The sequence below is a fragment of the Burkholderia sp. 8Y genome (genome assembly GCF_902506145.1).
Lineage (GTDB): Bacteria > Pseudomonadota > Gammaproteobacteria > Burkholderiales > Burkholderiaceae > Caballeronia.
On record NZ_LR733520.1, the window covers coordinates 676546 to 694159 of the forward strand.

Here is a 17614-nt window from a genome sequence, read left to right on the forward strand (position 1 = left end):
AGGCTGGATGGCTGAATGCCGCAGGTTACAGGTCCGCCTTGCGCACGCCGATGGAGTAGCGCCGCTCCAGCCAGATCAGCACGAAGTTCGACACCGTGGTGATGACGAGATACACGACGCCGGCGAGCAGCGTGAAGAAGAAGAAACGCTGCGTGCCCTTGCCGGCGTCCTGCGCGGCCTTCACCACGTCGGCCAAGCCGATGATCGACACCAGCGCCGTCGCCTTCACCATCACCTGCCAGTTATTGCCGATGCCCGGCAGCGCGAAGCGCATCATCTGCGGAAACATGATGCGCGAGAAGGTTTGCCACGGCGTCATGCCGTAGGCCGCGCCGGCTTCGAGCTGGCCGCGCGGCACGGACAGAAACGCGCCCCGGAACGTTTCCGTGAAGTACGCGCCGTAGATGAAGCCGAGCACGAGAATGCCCGCGAGAAACGGATCGATGTCGATCTGGTCCCAGCCGAGCTGGTCGGTGAGCAGGTTCAGCCAGATCTGGATGCTGTAGAAGAGCAAAAGCATCAGCACGAGGTCCGGTACGCCGCGAATCAGCGTGGTGTAGACCGTGCCGATGCCCGACGCGATGCGGCTCTTCGAGAGCTTCGCCGCCGCCCCGATGAGGCCGATCACGAAGGCGAACGCCAGCGACAGCACCGCGAGCTTGACGGTCTGCCAGGTGCCCGCGAGGATCAGCGGACCGTAGCCTTGCAACATGGTGATTCCTTGATAAGGTGCGCCATTTCCATTCGCGCACGAAGCGGCTCGCCGCCGTCGCTCGCCACCGCGCCGCGCAATTCGGCGCGGCCCGCGTTGCGGATCGTCTCGTTTCTTTCCGGCGCCGCTTGCGGCCTGCGTGCCGGCGGTCCGTATTCTAGGTGGCCAAAATTGGCGAGCATGCACGAAACCGTGAACGCCGCGAATCTCGCGGATGCCGCGCGCCGGCGTTTCCGAAGGCGTTGCAGCGACGCCGCCACCCGAAAAGCGCGGTATTTTACCCGAACCCGGCTCGCGCGCGGCGATAGCCGGACAAGTCCGATTACATCCATCGGCGGGACGGTGTAGTGCCGTTGCGCTCGTTGTTCCGTCGAGCGGCCGCCCTTACATTGTCTCCATCGCAGTTCAACGTCTACACCGGGAGCACAACATGTTCGAGATTCGCCGCAGCAACGAACGCGGTCACGCCAACCACGGCTGGCTGGACTCGTATCACAGCTTCTCGTTCGCCGATTATCACGATCCGCAGCACGTCCACTTCGGCGCGCTGCGCGTGATCAACGAAGACCGCGTCGCGGGCGGGCAGGGCTTCGGCACGCACGGTCATCGCGACATGGAAATCGTGAGCTACGTGCTGGAAGGCGCGCTCGCGCATCGCGACAGCATGGGCAACGGATCGACGATCCGCCCTGGCGACGTGCAGCGCATGAGCGCCGGCACCGGCGTGCGGCACAGCGAGTTCAACGGCTCGCCGACCGAGACGGCGCATTTCCTGCAAATCTGGATCATCCCCGATGCGCCGGGCGGCGCGCCTGGCTACGAGGAAAAGCGTTTCCCTGACGATGAAAAGCGCGGCCGCCTGCGCGTGATCGCTTCGCCGGAAGGCGTGGAGGGTTCGGTCAAGATCGGCGCCGACGCGCGGATTTTCGCAGGCCTGTTCGATGGCGGTGAACGCGCCGAGTTCGACGTGCCGGCGGGCCGCCGCGTGTACGTTCACGTGGCGCGCGGCACGGTGTCGGTGAACGGCGAGGCGCTTGCCGCCGGCGATGCCGCGAAGATCGAGGACATCGCCAAAGTCACGATCGACGGCGGCGAGCAGGCGGAAGTGCTGTTGTTCGATCTGGCGTGATCGGCCGTTGATATGAAACCGCGGGCTCGCGCCCGCGGTTTTTTTTTTGCGCCTGAAAGAACCGCTTACGGCTTCGGGGTCGCCGACGCGCCAAGTGCGCCCTGAGCGCCCGGTGCCGCATCCGGCCCGCCGCGATGCTTGCCCCAGCGTTCGTGCATCTTCTGCTCGTGCTCGTGCATGCGGGCGAAGTGCTTCTTGAGCGCCGTGCTCACCGTCGTCTTCTGCTGATCGTTCAGCGAGTTATAGAAATTGAGCCAGGCGGTCGCCGTCTGCTCATGCAATTGCATTTGCTGCTGCTCGAGCTTCTGATGCGCGGCGTGCATCGCGTTCAGGTCGAGAATCGGCTGATTCTGCATCGACTCGAACTGCTCGTGCATCTGGCGATGACTTTCCCGCATGGCGTTGTGGTTCTGCTTCATCGTGTCGATGGCCGTCTGCCAGAGCTTTTCCTGATCCGCGTTCAGCTTCAACTCGCCGTGCAACTGGTCGAGCTGCTTCTGCATGCGCATTTCCATGTGGTGACCACCGGGGCCGCCAGGACCGCCCATCATGCCCGGAGTGCCGGGCGGCGGCGCGTTCGGCGCGTCGCTGGTGGCGGCGTGGGCCGCGCCGAAGGTCAGCGCGAGCGCGGTAGCCGTGGCAGCAAGAATGCGATATTGCTTGTTCATCGTGAGACTCCCTGAATGTTGACGGAGCCGAATGCGCGGGGTTCATCGAGGACCGCGCCGGGTCGGTGAGACACAGCGTAGAGGTTCGTCCCGGCGCGCGTGTTACCGGCCGGCCATTTCGTATTACGCTGGTTTACGCGCTGCTTTCGCGGTAACACCCCGTAACCCTTTGGCGCGCGCAGGCCGCCGACCGGCCGGGACTCACGCGCTAAACTTCTTTCCATGACTACACAAATTCTTGTCGTCGACGACGACGCCGAACTGCGCGACCTCTTGCGCGACTATCTCGTCCGGCAGGGCATCGAAGTATCGGTGCTGCACGACGCCGGTTCGCTCGAACGCCGGCTCGAGCGCGAGCGCCCCGATCTGATCGTCCTCGATCTCATGATGCCGGGCGTCGACGGCCTGACCGCGTTGCGCAAGCTGCGCGCATCGGGCGACGACATCCCCGTCATCATGCTGACCGCGCGCGCGGACGACGTGGACCGCATCGTCGGTCTGGAACTGGGCGCGGACGATTACCTCGGCAAGCCGTTCAACCCGCGCGAATTGCTGGCGCGCGTGCAAGCCGTGCTGCGCCGCCGCCGCACCATTCCGTCCGCCGCGCCCGAGCAGCGCGAGCCGTACTCGTTTGGCCGCTTCCGGCTGGATTTCCAGTCGCGCACGCTGCAACACGACGGAAAGCCGATCACCTTGTCCGGCAGCGAATTCGCGCTGCTCAAGATCTTCGTGAATCACCCGATGCGCACGCTCACGCGCGAGCGCCTGCTCGAACTGCTGCACGGCCCGGAATACGACGGCACGGACCGCGGCATCGACGTGCAGGTGTGGCGCCTGAGGCGCATTCTGGAGAGCGATCCGTCCGCCCCGCGCTTCATCCAGACGGTGCGGGGACGCGGCTACGTGTTCGTGCCGGACGGCGAGCAAAATGCGCCGGCCCATTGATTCGCTGTTCGGCCGGCTGGTCATTCTGGTGATCGGCGTGCTGGTGCTGTCGCATCTCGCGTGGTTCGCCGTGATCCGCATGGAGCGCGACAACTCGCAAACGCGCTATGCCGTCGAGGAAGCGGCCTTTCTCGTCGAGGCGGTGCGGCAGCACATCGCCAATAGTCCCGACCAGCCGTTGCCCTCGCGCGTGCGTATCGTGCCGCTTCAGGCCGCGGACGTTCCGCAGCCCGCGAGCGGCGACGAGCTTCCGCGTCCGCTCTCGCGCTTCATCGAGGACATGAAGGACCGCCTTCCCGATGGCACCGAGGTGCGCCCCGGTCCGCCCGGCGCGCCGCCTAGCGTCTGGGTTCACGGCGCGAAGGACGCCGGCTGGATCGTCGTGCCGGTGCAGCCGCTACGGCCGCCGCGTTCGCGCGACCGCATGCTCGTGTGGCTCGCCATCATCTTTTCGGCGGCCGTGCTCGCCGCGCTTTTTGCCGCGTGGCAATTGCAATCGCCGCTGCGCTCGCTCGCGCAGGCGGTCGCGCGTTTCGGACGCGGCCAGCCTACGCCGCCCGTGCCGGAGCGCGGCCCGCGCGAACTGCGTCAGCTCACGCACGGCTTCAATCAGATGGTGCGCGAAGTCTCGCAAAGCGAGAACGATCGCGCCGTGATGCTCGCGGGCGTCGCGCACGATCTGAAGACGCCGCTTGCGCGGCTGCGCCTGCGCGCCGAAATGATGGACGACGACAAGACGCGCGACGGCGTGGTGCGCGACGTCGATTCCATGGCGCATATCGTCGATCAATTTCTGGTCTTCGCGCACGACCGCCCGGACGGCAGCGAGCCCGTCACGGTGGATCATCAGTGCGAGCGCATCGCGCGGGCGTATCGCGCGGTCGCGCCGGGTGCGGACACCGTGCGCCTGAAGCTCGAAGCGGGGCCGGCGTTCGTGCTGCCGGCCGCGACGCTCGATCGCCTGCTCTCGAATCTGCTCGATAACGCCCACGCGTATGGCGCGCCGCCCATCGACATCGAAACGCGGCGCGAGGCGAAGGGCTGGGTGCTGTGCGTGTCGGATCAGGGCAAGGGGATCGCGCCGGACGATCTCATCAAGGCGAGCCGCCCGTTCGTGCGGCTCGATCCGGCGCGCGGCGGCAGCGGGCATAGCGGACTGGGGCTCGCCATCGTCGAGCGGCTCGCGCGGCGCGCGGGCGGAGAGTGCGAGATCGGCAATCAGGTGGACGGCGGCTTGCAGGTCGTGATGACCTTTCCGTTCGACGTCGCCACGCGCACGGTCATGGAACGCCGCGCCGGACCGCAGCACGAGGAGCGCGCGCTCTGACGACGCGCGCTTTTTTCATGAGGCTTAGTCGAACAGCGTCTCCAGTGCCGACGCCGCCTCGCTGTCCACCGTGTTGTATGTCACCGTCGATGCCTCGAAGATGTAATGCGTCGTGTACTTGCCGAGGCGCGACAGGATCTCCTCCTGAATGACTTCCGGCGCCAAGTCGATCTTCAGATACCACGCGGTGGACGACAGCCGCGTCTGGTACGAGCCGTACTCCGCGAGCAATTGATCGAACGTTTCAGCGTCCTGATCGCGGCACACGATGACCAGATTTCCCTTCATGCAATCCTCCCGATAACGGCAACGCAGTCGATACCCAGGATCGATGATACCTGCGCGGACATGTCCGTGTGGCGACGAGGGGAATGGCGGCGGCGCTACTTGCCCGCGAGCGAATCTTCGGTGTGACGCGCGGGCGGCGGGTCGGCGGGGCGCACCTCGCTGCGGTCGCGCCCGCGCGATTTCGCCTCGTAGAGCGCGAGATCGGCGCGCGAGAGAATCCATTCGAGCGCGTCGTCGCTGGCCTGTTCGGTGATGCCGATGCTGACCGAAAGCACGGCTTCGTCCGGCAGATGCGCGCAGTGCTCGAGATGAAACCGCTTGCGCAGCCGCTCCAGCACGGCTTGCGCATCGGCAAGCGTGGTCTGCGGCAGGAGGATGCCGAATTCCTCGCCGCCGAGCCGCCCGATCGCATCGCTCGGACGGAGCTGCTCGCGGCAGACCTGCGCGAAGTGCTCGAGCGCGCGGTCGCCGGACGCGTGTCCATAGCGGTCGTTGATCTGCTTGAAGTGGTCGAGATCCGCGATGGCGACCGACAGCGGCGTGCCGGTCGAGCGCGCCAGTTCCACTTCGTGCCGCAGCGTGTCGAGGAAGTAGCGGCGCGACAGCGCGCCCGTGAGCGCATCGTGCCGCGCCTCCGCCGACAGCAGCGTGTTGGCCGATTGCAACTGCTCCGCGAGATCGCGCGTCGCGCGGTGCAGCCGGCGCTCGCGCGAATACGACGTCGCGATCACGACAGCGAGCGTCACGACGCCCAGCATCGTCAGAAAGACGAGCAGGCGGTCGCGGCTATGGTTGCGCGTGATTTCCGTCCAGCTCGTGAGCGGGTGAACGATATGCGCCGACAAGCCCGAATTGAGGCCCGTGCGTTCGTCGTAGAGCGAGGGCACGGCGCCGCCGTTGGCGGCATAGAAGCCCTGCGCGAGCGCGGGCGCGAGCCAGGGCGCCGACTGCAGCATGTGGTCGCCGACATGCTCGATGCGCAGCGGCGCGAACGCGTCGCGGCGATAGTGCTCGAGGCGCTCGCGCGCCGTCATGCGACCGACGGGCGCATCCGGCATCGCCTGATATTCGAGCCGGCCGTCGTGCGCCATCACCACGACGCCGTTTTCGTCCGTGACGAACGTGCCCGGGCGCGACACCCAATGCCGCAGCCGGTCGATGCTCACCTTCGCGATCACCGCGCCGACCAGGAGCCCGTCCTCGTAGACCGGCGCGGCGATGAAGATGCCCGGTTCGCCCGACAGCCTGCCGACGCCGTACACCTCCACGAAGCCGCCGAGTAGCGCGCGCACGACGTAGCCGCGCCCGCTCATGTCGTAGCCGATGAAGCTGTCGTCGTCGCTGGCGTTGCTCGATGCAATGCAGTAGCCCTGCTCGTTCACGAGCCAGATGGAGTCGAGTCCCGAGAAGCCCTGCGCGTCGTGCAGGAAGCGGTTCACCTTGTCCAGCCCGGGCCGCGCGATCCATTGCGCGCGCCGCACGGGTTCGGTGATCTTCGCGTTCGACGCATAGCGCCGCGACTCGGCGAGCGCGCGCTGCGTGAGATCCATCTGCGCGAGCGTCGCGGGAATCGCGCGGGACATGGCGAGGTCGCTCGCGATGATCTGCGCCATGTTGTCGACGATGGACGCCGCCATCTGGCGCTCGGTACGCACGGTGGCCGTCATCTCCTGCTGTACCATCCGGTCCGACAGCAGCCCGGCGGCGACCCAGCAGCCGAGCGCGAGCAGCGCGAGGCAAAGCGTCGCGATGGCACGGTGCAGGAGGAGCTTGTTCATCGGTGTGGCCTGTCGCGGCGTCACGCCGCGGCGAGCGGGCGTTCGGCGTGCGCGCGCCGCGCGGCCGGCAGCATGCGCGGGCCGCGCAGGGCCGGCTCGTGCGGGGACTCGCCGCCGCCGCCCAAAAACGCGATAATCGCCGCCCTGGGACGGACGCTCAGCCGGTCCGCCCGGGCGCGTTCATTGCGTCGCAGGGTCGCGGCAGCGGCGCCCTTTGCATGCGCGCGAGGCTCGGGTGTGCGGCCGGAGGCGTGTCTCGCGTCTGTCGGACGGCCTGCCGACTCGTTCTTGGCGTCTCGCATTGCATCGGCGCTCATTTATTGTTTGTGACAAGCCCAGATTGGACGATGTTTTTCGTCGTCTATCAAGCGCCTTATTGCGGCGAACGGCGTTCGCCCAACACATTGCCTCGCGACGCCGCGGTTCGCTTGCGGCGGCGGCACGCTTGTGCGTGCATCGGCCCGGTATCGACGCAATAGCGACGCAATAGCGACCGAAAGCGCCATGCAAGGGAAAAGCGCGGCGCGCGGGGGCGCGCCGGCCCTTCAGTTCGGCCTTGCCGTGCCGTTGTGCAACAGAAGCCGCGCGCCGCGCCGAAGTTCGGCAGGAAAGGTTGTGCCTGTCATCGTGAGTGGTGTAGTGTCGCTCGGTTCAGCGTGAGCGCGGCCGTGCGAGTCGTCCGCCAGGCGGCCGCACGCGTTGAACCCGTCACGGTGGCGACGGTGAGGGGGCTCGCCCGGACGACGGCGTTCGCCGTCTCGAGCATCATCCGCGCCTTGCGCGGTCGTAACACAGCCTTACGGGGAGGGCTCTGAATGGAATTTGGTTTCAATCTGAATCGCACGGCGAACGCGTCCGCCTGGCGACTCCTGCCCAACCGCTGGGACTTCGTGGCGTTCCCGATGATCATCTGCATCATCGCGCTCGCCGCCGTCGGCTTTCACGAGACGCTCGCGCCCATCTCGACACTGCAAACGCAGGCGATCTCGCTCGACCCCGCGAATCTTCCCGAATACGCGTTGCGCACGACCTTGCGCATGCTGGCCGCGATGGTCGCGTCGCTCATCTTCACGCTCGCCTACGGCACGCTCGCGGCGAAGAGCCGGCGCGCGTCCGTCGTGCTGGTGCCGATTCTCGACATCCTCCAGTCGGTGCCGGTGCTCGGCTACATCTCCTTCACTGTCACGTTCTTTCTTGCGCTCTTTCCGGGGCGCGTGATCGGCGCGGAGTGCGCTGCGATCTTCGCGATCTTCACGAGCCAGGCGTGGAACATGACGTTCAGCTTCTACCAGTCGCTGCGCACGGTGCCACGCGACCTGGACGAAGTCTCGCGCGGCTTTCACCTGACCAACTGGCAACGGTTCTGGAAACTCGAAGTGCCGTTCTCGATGCCCGGCCTCATCTGGAACATGATGATGTCGATGTCGGGCGGCTGGTTCTTCGTCGTGGCCTCGGAAGCGATCACGGTCGGCAATCGCAGTATCGTCCTGCCGGGCATCGGCGCGTATCTCGCTGCCGCGATCGGCGAGCGCAACCTCGGCGCGATCGGCTGGGTGATTCTCGCGATGACCGTCGTGATTCTCGCCTACGACCAGCTGATGTTCCGCCCGCTCGTCGCCTGGGCGGACAAGTTCCGCATGGAGAACACGAGTTCGGGCAATGCGCCGGAATCGTGGCTGCTCGACCTGATTCGCCGCACGCGCCTGATTCACCGCCTGCTCGTGCCGGCCGGATGGATTCTCGCGAAGGCGGCGCGCGTGCCGATCAAACTGCCGTCGCTGCAAGGCGTGCGGCTGCCGTTGCGCGCGCCGGTGTCATCGACGCGCGCGGGCGATATCACGTGGGGCGCGGTCGTGCTCGTCGTCACGGCGTTCGTCGTCTGGAAGGTGGTGTCGTTCGTCGCGACGGGCGTCACCTGGGGCGAAGTGGGCCACGTCTTCGTTCTCGGCTTCATCACGCTCATCCGCGTGGTGGTGCTCATTGCGATCGCGTCGGTGATCTGGGTGCCGATAGGCGTGCTGATCGGCCTGCGCCCGGCGCTCGCCGAGAAGTTCCAGCCACTCGCGCAGTTCCTCGCGGCGTTCCCGGCGAATCTGCTGTTTCCGGTGTTCGTCGTGGTGATCGTGCGCTGGCATCTGAATCCGGATATCTGGCTGTCGCCGCTCATCGTGCTCGGAACGCAGTGGTATATCCTGTTCAACGTGATCGCGGGCGCGTCGGCTTATCCGAACGATTACCGCGAGGCTGCGACGAACTTTCAGATCCGCGGCTGGCAGTGGTGGAAGAAGGTCATGCTGCCGGGCATTTTCCCGTACTACGTCACCGGCGCGATCACCGCTTCGGGCGGCGCGTGGAACGCGAGCATCGTCGCGGAGGCGGTGTCGTGGGGCAAAACCAGTGTCGTCGCTCACGGACTCGGCGCGTATATCGCGCAGAACACGGCGGACGGCGACTATCCGAAGATCATTCTCGGCATTGCCGTGATGTCGCTCTTCGTGACGCTGTTCAACCGCCTGTTGTGGCGCCCGCTATACGCCTACGCCGAAGCGCGGCTTCGACTGGATTGAGGACGAGTTCCGATGCAGAACCTTAAAAATACCCAGACGCCCGCCCAGCAGGCGGCGGTGCGTACGCCCGGCTCGCCCGCCGGCGCGCCGGCAGCGGCAGCGCAAAAGCCGCCGCGCCTCGGCGCGGAGATTCTGCGCGTGCAGAACGTGAGCCGCGGCTTCAACAAGACGCAGGGCGAACTGCTCGTGCTCGACGACGCGAATCTCTCGTTGCGCGAAGGCGAAATCGTCGGTCTTCTCGGGCGTTCGGGCTCGGGCAAATCGACGCTTCTGCGCATCATCGCCGGCTTGATCGAGCCGACCGACGGCGAAGTGACTTATCTGAACGAGCCGTTGCGCGGCCCGGCGAAGGGCGTCGCGATGGTGTTTCAGACCTTCGCGCTCTTTCCGTGGCTGACCGTGCTGCAAAACGTCGAAGCCGGACTCGAAGCGCAGGGCGTGGGTGCGCGCGAGCGCCGCGAGCGGGCGCTCGCGGCCATCGACCTGATCGGTCTCGACGGTTTTGAGAACGCCTATCCGCGCGAACTGTCGGGCGGCATGCGCCAGCGCGTGGGCTTTGCGCGGGCGCTCGTCGTCGATCCGACGCTGCTGCTGATGGACGAGCCGTTCTCCGCGCTCGACGTGCTGACCGCCGAAAACCTGCGCACCGATCTGCTCGATCTCTGGACGCAGGGGCGTCTGCCGATCAAGTCCGTGCTGATCGTGACGCACAACATCGAGGAAGCGGTGTTCATGTGCGACCGCATTCTCGTGCTGTCGTCGAATCCGGGCCGCGTGATGGCTGAGATCAAGGTGCCGTTCAAGCATCCGCGCAACCGGCTGGACCCGGCGTTCCGGCGGCTGGTGGACGACATCTACGCGAAGATGACCGCGCGTCAGCTCGACGACGCGAAGAAGAAGGGACTGGAACTCGGAAGCTGGCTGCCTTCCGTGTCGACGAACCTGATGGCCGGTCTCATCGAAACGCTCGCCGCCGAGCCGTACCACGGCCGCGCGGACATGCCGGAAATCGCGCGCACGCTGCATCTGGAAGTCGACGAACTCTTTCCGATCGCGGAAGTGCTGCAACATCTCGGCTTCGCGGATGTGCGCGAAGGCGACATCTACCTGACGCCGCAGGCCCGCGTCTTCGCGGAGTTCGGCACGCAGGAGCGCAAGATGATGTTCGCCGAGCACTTGCTGCGTCACGTGCCGCTCGCCGCGCGAATCAAGAAGGTGCTGAACGAGCGGCCGGGGCATCGCGCGCCGCGCGTGCGCTTCGAGCAGGAACTGGAAGACTTCCTCTCCGACAAGGCCGCGCAGGAGACGCTCGATGCGGTCATCGACTGGGGACGTTACGGCGAAATCTTCTCCTATAACGATCAGACGGAGATGCTGAGTCTGGAGGACGTCGAAGCCTGATTGCGCGGGCGCTCGCCCATACGAAAAGCGCGGTTTCCGAGGACGGAAACCGCGCTTTTTTGTTTTCGCCGGCGCTCGATGCTTACTGCAGATTGCCCCAACGCTCGACCGCAGGCTCCGCCGACGCCCACTTCCAGCCCTCGGTCTGCTTGCATGCGCTGGCCACGAACCAGTCGGCGTGCGCGTTGGCATCGTCGCCGTCCACGACGGAGAACGCAAACTCCTTGCAGCTTGCGAGCGCGTTGTCGAATTCGCGCAGCACGCGCACGTCGCCGTGGCCGTTTTCGATCGGCAGCGTGTGTTTGACCTTCCACGGGCGCGTTTCGCCGACCGCCGACATGCCCGCCGCCACCGCGATGGCGACTTGCTGGTCCGTGTGCAGCGACTTCGACACGCGCTTCACGGCTTCGTCGGTGGCGGCCTGCACCGCGATGCCGACGCCTAAGCCGATTGCCGGATTCGTCGTGACCGCGCCGGTCGCGATGCCTGCGGCTGCGCCCGTCGCCGCGCCGATGGACGCGCATCCGCTCATCGTCACACATGCGGCTGCGATAGCCGCCGCGAGACCGAAGCGAAGCGCGGGATGAACTGCGAGCCGCACCGTCATTGCAGCGAGCCCCAACGCGGCGTGGCGGGTTCGGCCGACGCCCACTTCCACTTGGCGCCGTCGCGGCAGACGGACGCGACGTAGAACGCGCTGTCGGCGGGGCGGTCCTTGGTGGCGTCGCGATCGACGGAGAACACGATCTCCTTGCAGTCGAGCGCGCCGCTGCTGATCGTGCGGCTGACGGTCACGCGGCCTTTTTCGTCTTCTTCGAGCGGGACCGAGTGCGTGACGACCCACGGAGCCACGGCGCCCACGGTGAGCGGGCCTGCCACGGCGGCAATCTTGTCCTGTGTATCCGTATGGACGATGCGCTGCGTGTACTGAACGCCCGCGCGCGCCGCCGCCACCGCGCCGAGGCCGATGCCGGTGGCCACTGCGGCGTTGCTTGTCACTTGCCCGGCAATCGCGGCGCCCGCGATACCCGCGCCCGCCGTGGCGCCTTCGCTATAAAGGGAGTTGCATCCGCTGAGAGTCAGACACGCAATGACGCCGCTCGTGATCGCGGCGAGCGCGGCGGCGCGTTTGCCGCGCCGGGGGACACAAATCTGCATGTTGCTTTTTCCTTCGTCTGCCGTTTTTTCTCGCTGCGATCTTCCGTGAGACCGCCGCCGACGTTCCTTCGAGCAGGCACCTGCATCCAGGTACTTGTCGCGGGCTTCGGGCATTTTGAAGCATGCTTCTAATTACCGCCTCGGGAAAATTGCAAGAAATTGCAAGCGGCGGGAACGCGTTGCGCAATTCGTAACGCGACCGCGCAAAGGTCGCCGCGAAAGGCTGCGAAAGCCTTTCGCGGCGGTGTTGCCGGGAATCAGCTTTCGCTGGTTGAAGGCGTGTCGCTCGCGTCGGTGTCTTCGTTCTCGTAGGCGCCCAGGCGGTTGTACAGCGTCTTCAGGCTGACGCCGAGCGCCTTCGCCGCGCGCCGCTTGTCGCCGCCGCAATGCTTGAGCGTGCCGAGAATGATCTGCTTCTGCGCGTCGGCGAGCGGCGTGCCGACCCAGACGTTCATCGCGTCGCCTTGCGTGACGGGCTTTTTCACCCGCGACGCGAGATGCGGATGCGCGATCTCGACCGTCTTCTCCGCGAGAATGAACGCGCGATACACCGTGTTTTTCAGCTCGCGCACGTTGCCGGGCCACGAGTAGGTGCGCAGCACGTCGAGCGCGCGCTTGCTGAACGCCTTGTTCGTGCCTTCCTGCGCGTTCATTTCAGCGAGGAAATGCTGCGCGAGCAGTTCGCGGTCGGCATCGCGCTCGCGCAGGGGCGGCGCGCGTAGCGGGAACACCGCGAGGCGATACATCAGGTCTTCGCGCAGCCCATTTTCCTTGACCGCGGCGACCGGGTCGCGGTTGGTCGCGGCGATCACGCGGACGTCCGAGCTGATCAGATCGTTGCCGCCCACGCGAAAGAACGTGCCGGTTTCGAGCGCGCGCAGCAGCTTCACTTGGCGAACGGGCGACATTTCCGTCACTTCGTCGAGAAAGAGCGTGCCGCCGTTCGCATGTTCGAAATAGCCGATGCGTCCCTGCACCGCGCCCGTGAAACTGCCTTTCTCGTGGCCGAAAAGCTCGGCTTCGATCAGGTTGTCCGGAATCGCGCCGCAGTTGACGGCGATGAACGGCGCGTCCTTGCGCGCGCTGTGATCGTGAATCGTCCGCGCGACGAGCTCCTTGCCGGTGCCCGACTCGCCGATGATGAGCGCGGTCGCGTCCGTGCCGGCGACGCGCTCGATCTGTGAGTACAGCTCCAGCATGACAGGCGACGAGCCGTACAGTAGTCCGTAAGACTTCAAACCCGGCACGTCCCCCGCAGTGCGCTTTTTCTGCGCCGGTGTTTCGCCTGCGACAAGCGGCGGGTCAAGATCGGTTGACGCCATAGGTGCTGATAGTTCCTGAGTTCTGCGAATATGATGGGCGGGCAGCGAGCGCCGCCGAACGCCGAACGCTTCGCGCCAGCGGGCACGTGCGGTCGCGGTCGGCGGCTGGGCGTCCGGCGCGGCCGGGCGGGCCCTCGGCCCTGCGGTCGCGCGGCACGGCGGCGTCCTGATGCTGACGCGCGGGCGCTGCTGTCGTGCGCTCGATGGCGGTGAGCCGGTTTTCCTCGAAAGCGTCAGTCCTGAGGTCGCGGCGCAATCGAATGATTCGCCGCCGTGACTCTATCTCATAAACGCTATTTAACCATTCGCGACGATCCTGCGGCAATGCGCGCCGTCAGTCGGATGGCATTTTGTCTGATTGCGATTTGCGCCGCGCGGATGATCCGGAAAGGTTCGCCGCGCGCGCCGCGAAATTACAAGTCGACGGCGTAAGACTTACCCGACGATTCGCTGCGCATTCGGCTTTTGCGCACGGGCGCCCGTATCGCGACGTTGGCATGAAAGCTGCTCGGACTGGTCATCCTTATTCGAATGCCCGCGATGGGAAGGCGAACAAACGGGCAACGGGAGAGGTCATGGACGACATTTTCGATTTCGATGTGCCAGCAGACGAGCGCCGGAATTCGGCGACGGTGCGGCCGGCTCGCGGCAGGGGTGCGCGGGCGTCGGACGATCGGCAGGAACTCGCGGCAGGCGAGCCGATCGACATCTATCACTGGGCGGCCGTCGCGCTCGTGACGGCGCTGATGTGCGCGGTGCTCGGCTATGCGGCCGGCACGCCCGCGCTCGCACGCGCCGCGAACGTGACGAGCCTCGTGTTCGGCGTGGCAGGCGGCGCGCTGACGGCAAGCGGCATCATCCGGCGGCTGCGCGCGCGACTCTCGACGGGCAGCGCACGTCGGCCGTTGAATGTGACGGTGCCGAAGACGCAATAGGCGGCAGGCGCACTAGCCGCAATGACCCGCGATTGTGCGGAAGACCCACTTGGCGAGGACTGATTTCATGAGTCATACGACTGTCCAGCTTGCGTTGGGCAAGCAGAAGATCATCGAAGACATCAAGGTGCTGCTCAACGACTCGGAAGAGTTGCTGCGGCTGTCGTCGGCGCTGCCGGGAGAGGGCGTCGAGGCGCTGCGTTCGCGTCTGCGCGATCACGCCGACACGGCCCGCGCCGCGCTGGAAGACGCGCAGGCCAGTGCGCAAAGCCGCTATCGGTCGGGCATTGACTGCACGGAGCGGTACGTGCGGGAGAATCCGTGGCAATCGCTCGGCATGGCGGCTGCGGCGGGGTTCCTGCTGGCAGCACTGATCTCGCGCTGAGCCGCGCGGTATCGCATTCAACGACAAGGGAGAAGAACAATGGCACGGTCATCGATTGGAGTTTTTGGCGCGCTGTTCGCAGTCGGCAGCGTGCTCGCCTGGAAATGGATGCAGTCGCAGGACGCGAACGGGCGGCGCATCGAGAACGGCGCGAACCGCTGGTCGGGCGGACGCTCGCGCAGGGGCGGAAAGTACGTCGTCGGCGGCACGCCGGACGCCTGGCATTTCCCGAAAAGCTGACCGCGCACTTCGCTCGATGCCGCGCAGCCGGGCGCATCGCCTGGCTCTGCCGACATTCGAGCGTTTCCAAGCGATAAGACGCACGCCCTATGGCGTGCGTTTTTATCTTGATAAGCCTTTATAATCATTGAACCTCAGCCATAAGTCGCCAACTGGAAAAACTTACGGCGGAGGCCCCAAGCGTGCGGAAATTTCGGAAATTATTTTATCTTTGCGTTCTGCGGTCAGGTTCAGGCCCACACGGCATCTGACGCAGTAATCGCACCGGCCCGGACGGCCACCGCCGCCCGGAGAAGACCACGCCGCCTCGCGGCGTGTGACCCTGAAACGCTTTGGAAGAATTCGAGACGCAATGCCACACGTATTGATTGTCGATGACGATCCCAGTACCCGCGAGGCGCTAGCCGCGATCATCGGCGAAGACGGACTGACAACGGCCACCGCCAGCGATCTGCGCGAAGCGCGCATCCAGCTCGTGCGGCAGACGCCGGACGTCGTTTTCACCGATCTGAAGCTGCCCGACGGAACGGGCGTCGACCTGTTCGAAGATCTCGATCCGCGCTCCGGCGTGGAATTCATCGTCATCACCGGGCATGCGACGGTGGAATCGGCCGTGAGCGCGCTCAAGATGGGCGCAGCCGATTACCTCGTCAAACCCATCAACATGCAGCGCGTGAAGGCGATTCTGTCGCGCCTGCCGCGCGCCGGCGACCTGAAGGCGGAAATCGGCACGCTGCGCGGCGAGTTGCGCCGCATGGGGCGCTTCGGGCTCATGCTCGGCAATTCGCCCGCCATGCAGACGGTGTACGACCAGGTCGGACGCGTCGCGCCGACGGCGGCGTCGGTGCTGCTGATCGGCGAATCGGGAACGGGCAAGGAAGTCGCCGCGCAGACGCTGCACGAGCTCAGCCTGCGCCGCAAGCATTCGTTCATCGCGGTGAACTGCGGGGCGATCTCGCCGAATCTGATCGAGTCCGAAATGTTCGGTCACGAACGCGGTTCGTTCACGGGCGCGGATCGTCAGCACAAGGGTTATTTCGAGCGCGCGAACGGCGGCACGCTGTTCCTCGATGAAATCACCGAAATGCCGATCGAGTTGCAGGTGAAGCTGCTTCGCGTGCTGGAAACCGGCATGTTCATGCGCGTCGGCACGACGAAGGAGATCGAGACGGACGTGCGCCTGATTGCCGCGACGAACCGCGATCCGGAGCAGGCCGTGCTCGAAGGCAAGCTGCGGCTCGACCTCTACCACCGGCTGAACGTGTTCCCGATCAACCTGCCGCCGCTGCGCGAGCGCGGCAAGGACGTGGAACTGCTCGGACAGGCGTTCCTCGACGAACTGAACGCGCGCTACAACACGAAGAAGGACTTCCCGCCCGCCGTGCGCGACATGTTGGCCTCGTACAACTGGCCGGGCAATGTGCGCGAACTGAAGAACTACGTGCAGCGCGCGTACATCATGTCGGGTGCTGATTCCGATAGCACGGCGACGGTCCCGCTGCAGATTTCGCTGTCGCGGCCTTCGTCGGGCACGGCGGTGACGATCCCGTTCGGCACGTCGCTCGCGCAGGCGGATCGCCAGCTGATTCTCGCGACGCTCGAACAATGCGGCGGCGTGAAGACGCGCGCGGCGGAAATCCTCGGCATCAGCCTGAAAACGCTCTATAACCGGCTCGTGGAGTACGGCGAAGACGCGAACAAGGCGGCTATCGGCGAAGGCGGCGACCTGAACGAGTCGGAAAGCGAAAATCGCTGAACGTCGGTTATCTTCACACGAAAACAACGCCCGCTGCTTGCAAAAAGCGCGGGCGTTTTGATTGGCAGGCGCGCTTTCAGCAACGATAATGAGATACATGGACGCGAGCCGACGTGAAAAGAGGGGCATAACCCTTGCTGCCGATCCATGCGACATCCGCATTCAGGCGCTCGGCGCTTCGAGCGGATGCAATCACGATCACAAGACCGCAAGGAGCCCGTTATGTCCGATTTCGCCTCCGACCGCGCGCCGATCAGTGCGCAGACTCCGCAGCCGCCCGATCCGCCTGTGACGCCGCCGGACCAGCCGCCGCCGACTCCGATTCCCCCCGACACGAACCCCGACCCGACGCGCGACCCGCCCGAGCCACCGACGCAGCCTATCGGCGATCCGCCGCCCGGGCCGAACGAGACGCCGCACGTCCGCTGACGGGTCGAGTAGCAGAAGCGGGCGCTTCATCGAACGCGTGCAAAGCTTGAACAATCTTCCATCCCGGGCGTAGGGATTACAACGAACGGAGTACGAATGACCGGCGACGCGCAGTATCGCCGGTCGTTTTTTCTGCAACGTGCTGCCCGAAGACGTGGCAGCGCATCGGTCCGACGCCGCCGAGGTCCATTCGCGACGGCCTTCTCTCTGGAGGCATCAATGAGGCATCCCGCACTCCGACGCTCCGCGCGTCATTCTTCCAAACGCGAAGCGCGCGCCGAAGCCGCCAAGAACGGCACCGCGCCCGTCTCGTCCGCGCCGCCCGAGCACCACGATCCGGCTGGCCAGAACCGCCCGGCGCCTGGCGTTCCGCCCGACGGCGAGCACAACCAGGGCGGCGTGCGCTCCGAAGGCATCGACTATCAGCGCGATCTCGGCTCCGAGCAGGATGCGTGAGGGCGTCTTTCACGGCGCATCGATCACGAGCAGAAAGTTCTACGCGGCGGCGCTCGCCGCGTGATTTCGTTCGCCCGTAACATCTCGATACGAATTTCCCACTCGATAACGGAGCAAA

At 65.7% G+C, this 17614-nt stretch carries 18 protein-coding genes; 11 read left to right on the forward strand and 7 right to left on the reverse strand.

Features of this window, described 5'->3' with window-relative positions; translation table 11 throughout:
* Window positions 1–25 precede the first annotated feature (25 nt).
* Complete coding sequence (locus tag GV035_RS13720) at window positions 26–712, reverse strand: ABC transporter permease (protein ID WP_159835618.1); 687 nt, start codon at window positions 710–712, stop codon at window positions 26–28.
* A gap of 430 nt (window positions 713–1142) precedes the next feature.
* Here GV035_RS13720 and GV035_RS13725 point away from each other — a divergent pair, with 430 nt between their 5' ends.
* Window positions 1143–1841: a pirin family protein gene (locus GV035_RS13725; RefSeq protein ID WP_159835619.1), complete on the forward strand. Its 699-nt coding sequence runs from the start codon at window positions 1143–1145 to the stop codon at window positions 1839–1841.
* Between the two features lie 65 nt (window positions 1842–1906).
* On the opposite strand, the gene GV035_RS13730 is transcribed toward GV035_RS13725, so the two are convergent.
* Window positions 1907–2509: a periplasmic heavy metal sensor gene (locus GV035_RS13730; RefSeq protein WP_159835620.1), complete on the reverse strand. Its 603-nt coding sequence runs from the start codon at window positions 2507–2509 to the stop codon at window positions 1907–1909.
* Window positions 2510–2731: 222 nt separating this feature from the next.
* Here GV035_RS13730 and GV035_RS13735 point away from each other — a divergent pair, with 222 nt between their 5' ends.
* Window positions 2732–3454: a response regulator gene (locus GV035_RS13735; protein WP_159835621.1), complete on the forward strand. Its 723-nt coding sequence runs from the start codon at window positions 2732–2734 to the stop codon at window positions 3452–3454.
* Window positions 3438–4781 carry an ATP-binding protein gene (locus tag GV035_RS13740; protein WP_159835622.1) on the forward strand — a complete coding sequence of 448 codons (1344 nt, stop codon included), beginning with the start codon at window positions 3438–3440 and terminating at the stop codon, window positions 4779–4781. The genes GV035_RS13735 and GV035_RS13740 overlap by 17 nt, the downstream gene beginning before the upstream one ends.
* Before the next feature lie 24 nt (window positions 4782–4805).
* Here the strand turns inward: GV035_RS13740 and GV035_RS13745 are convergent, their stop codons facing one another.
* Window positions 4806–5069 carry a double-stranded DNA-specific endonuclease gene (locus GV035_RS13745; RefSeq protein WP_159835623.1) on the reverse strand — a complete coding sequence of 88 codons (264 nt, stop codon included), beginning with the start codon at window positions 5067–5069 and terminating at the stop codon, window positions 4806–4808.
* 95 nt (window positions 5070–5164) lie between these two features.
* Window positions 5165–6847, reverse strand: coding sequence for a sensor domain-containing diguanylate cyclase (locus GV035_RS13750; protein WP_159835624.1), 1683 nt, complete (start codon window positions 6845–6847; stop codon window positions 5165–5167).
* An 815-nt stretch (window positions 6848–7662) separates the two neighbouring features.
* Here GV035_RS13750 and GV035_RS13755 point away from each other — a divergent pair.
* Both GV035_RS13755 and GV035_RS13760 read left to right on the forward strand, forming a co-directional pair.
* Window positions 7663–9414 carry an ABC transporter permease gene (locus tag GV035_RS13755; protein WP_159835625.1) on the forward strand — a complete coding sequence of 584 codons (1752 nt, stop codon included), beginning with the start codon at window positions 7663–7665 and terminating at the stop codon, window positions 9412–9414.
* A gap of 12 nt (window positions 9415–9426) precedes the next feature.
* On the forward strand, window positions 9427–10815 hold the full coding sequence (locus GV035_RS13760) for an ABC transporter ATP-binding protein (RefSeq protein WP_236572599.1): 1389 nt from the start codon (window positions 9427–9429) through the stop codon (window positions 10813–10815).
* A gap of 82 nt (window positions 10816–10897) precedes the next feature.
* Here GV035_RS13760 and GV035_RS13765 read toward each other — a convergent pair whose 3' ends face one another.
* From GV035_RS13765 to GV035_RS13775, 3 genes are all read right to left on the reverse strand, one after another.
* On the reverse strand, window positions 10898–11422 hold the full coding sequence (locus tag GV035_RS13765; RefSeq protein ID WP_159835626.1) for a hypothetical protein: 525 nt from the start codon (window positions 11420–11422) through the stop codon (window positions 10898–10900).
* Window positions 11419–11973 carry a hypothetical protein gene (locus GV035_RS13770; protein WP_159835627.1) on the reverse strand — a complete coding sequence of 185 codons (555 nt, stop codon included), beginning with the start codon at window positions 11971–11973 and terminating at the stop codon, window positions 11419–11421. Before GV035_RS13770 ends, GV035_RS13765 begins: the two co-directional genes overlap by 4 nt.
* 257 nt (window positions 11974–12230) lie before the next feature.
* Window positions 12231–13295 (reverse strand): sigma-54 interaction domain-containing protein, encoded by a 1065-nt coding sequence (locus GV035_RS13775; protein ID WP_159835628.1) that lies wholly within the window; start codon window positions 13293–13295, stop codon window positions 12231–12233.
* Window positions 13296–13870: 575 nt separating this feature from the next.
* Here GV035_RS13775 and GV035_RS13780 point away from each other — a divergent pair.
* From GV035_RS13780 to GV035_RS13805, 6 genes are all read left to right on the forward strand, one after another.
* Window positions 13871–14230, forward strand: a complete 360-nt coding sequence (locus GV035_RS13780) for a hypothetical protein (RefSeq protein ID WP_159835629.1) — start codon at window positions 13871–13873, stop codon at window positions 14228–14230.
* A gap of 67 nt (window positions 14231–14297) precedes the next feature.
* Window positions 14298–14615, forward strand: a complete 318-nt coding sequence (locus tag GV035_RS13785; protein ID WP_159835630.1) for a DUF883 family protein — start codon at window positions 14298–14300, stop codon at window positions 14613–14615.
* Window positions 14616–14654: 39 nt separating this feature from the next.
* On the forward strand, window positions 14655–14855 hold the full coding sequence (locus GV035_RS13790) for a hypothetical protein (RefSeq protein WP_159835631.1): 201 nt from the start codon (window positions 14655–14657) through the stop codon (window positions 14853–14855).
* Window positions 14856–15207: 352 nt separating this feature from the next.
* On the forward strand, window positions 15208–16611 hold the full coding sequence (locus tag GV035_RS13795; protein ID WP_159835632.1) for a sigma-54-dependent transcriptional regulator: 1404 nt from the start codon (window positions 15208–15210) through the stop codon (window positions 16609–16611).
* Window positions 16612–16833: 222 nt separating this feature from the next.
* Window positions 16834–17040: a hypothetical protein gene (locus GV035_RS13800; protein ID WP_159835633.1), complete on the forward strand. Its 207-nt coding sequence runs from the start codon at window positions 16834–16836 to the stop codon at window positions 17038–17040.
* A 219-nt stretch (window positions 17041–17259) separates the two neighbouring features.
* Entirely contained in the window at window positions 17260–17496 is a 237-nt protein-coding gene (locus GV035_RS13805; protein ID WP_159835634.1) for a hypothetical protein, read from the forward strand.
* The last annotated feature ends 118 nt before the right edge of the window (window positions 17497–17614 follow it).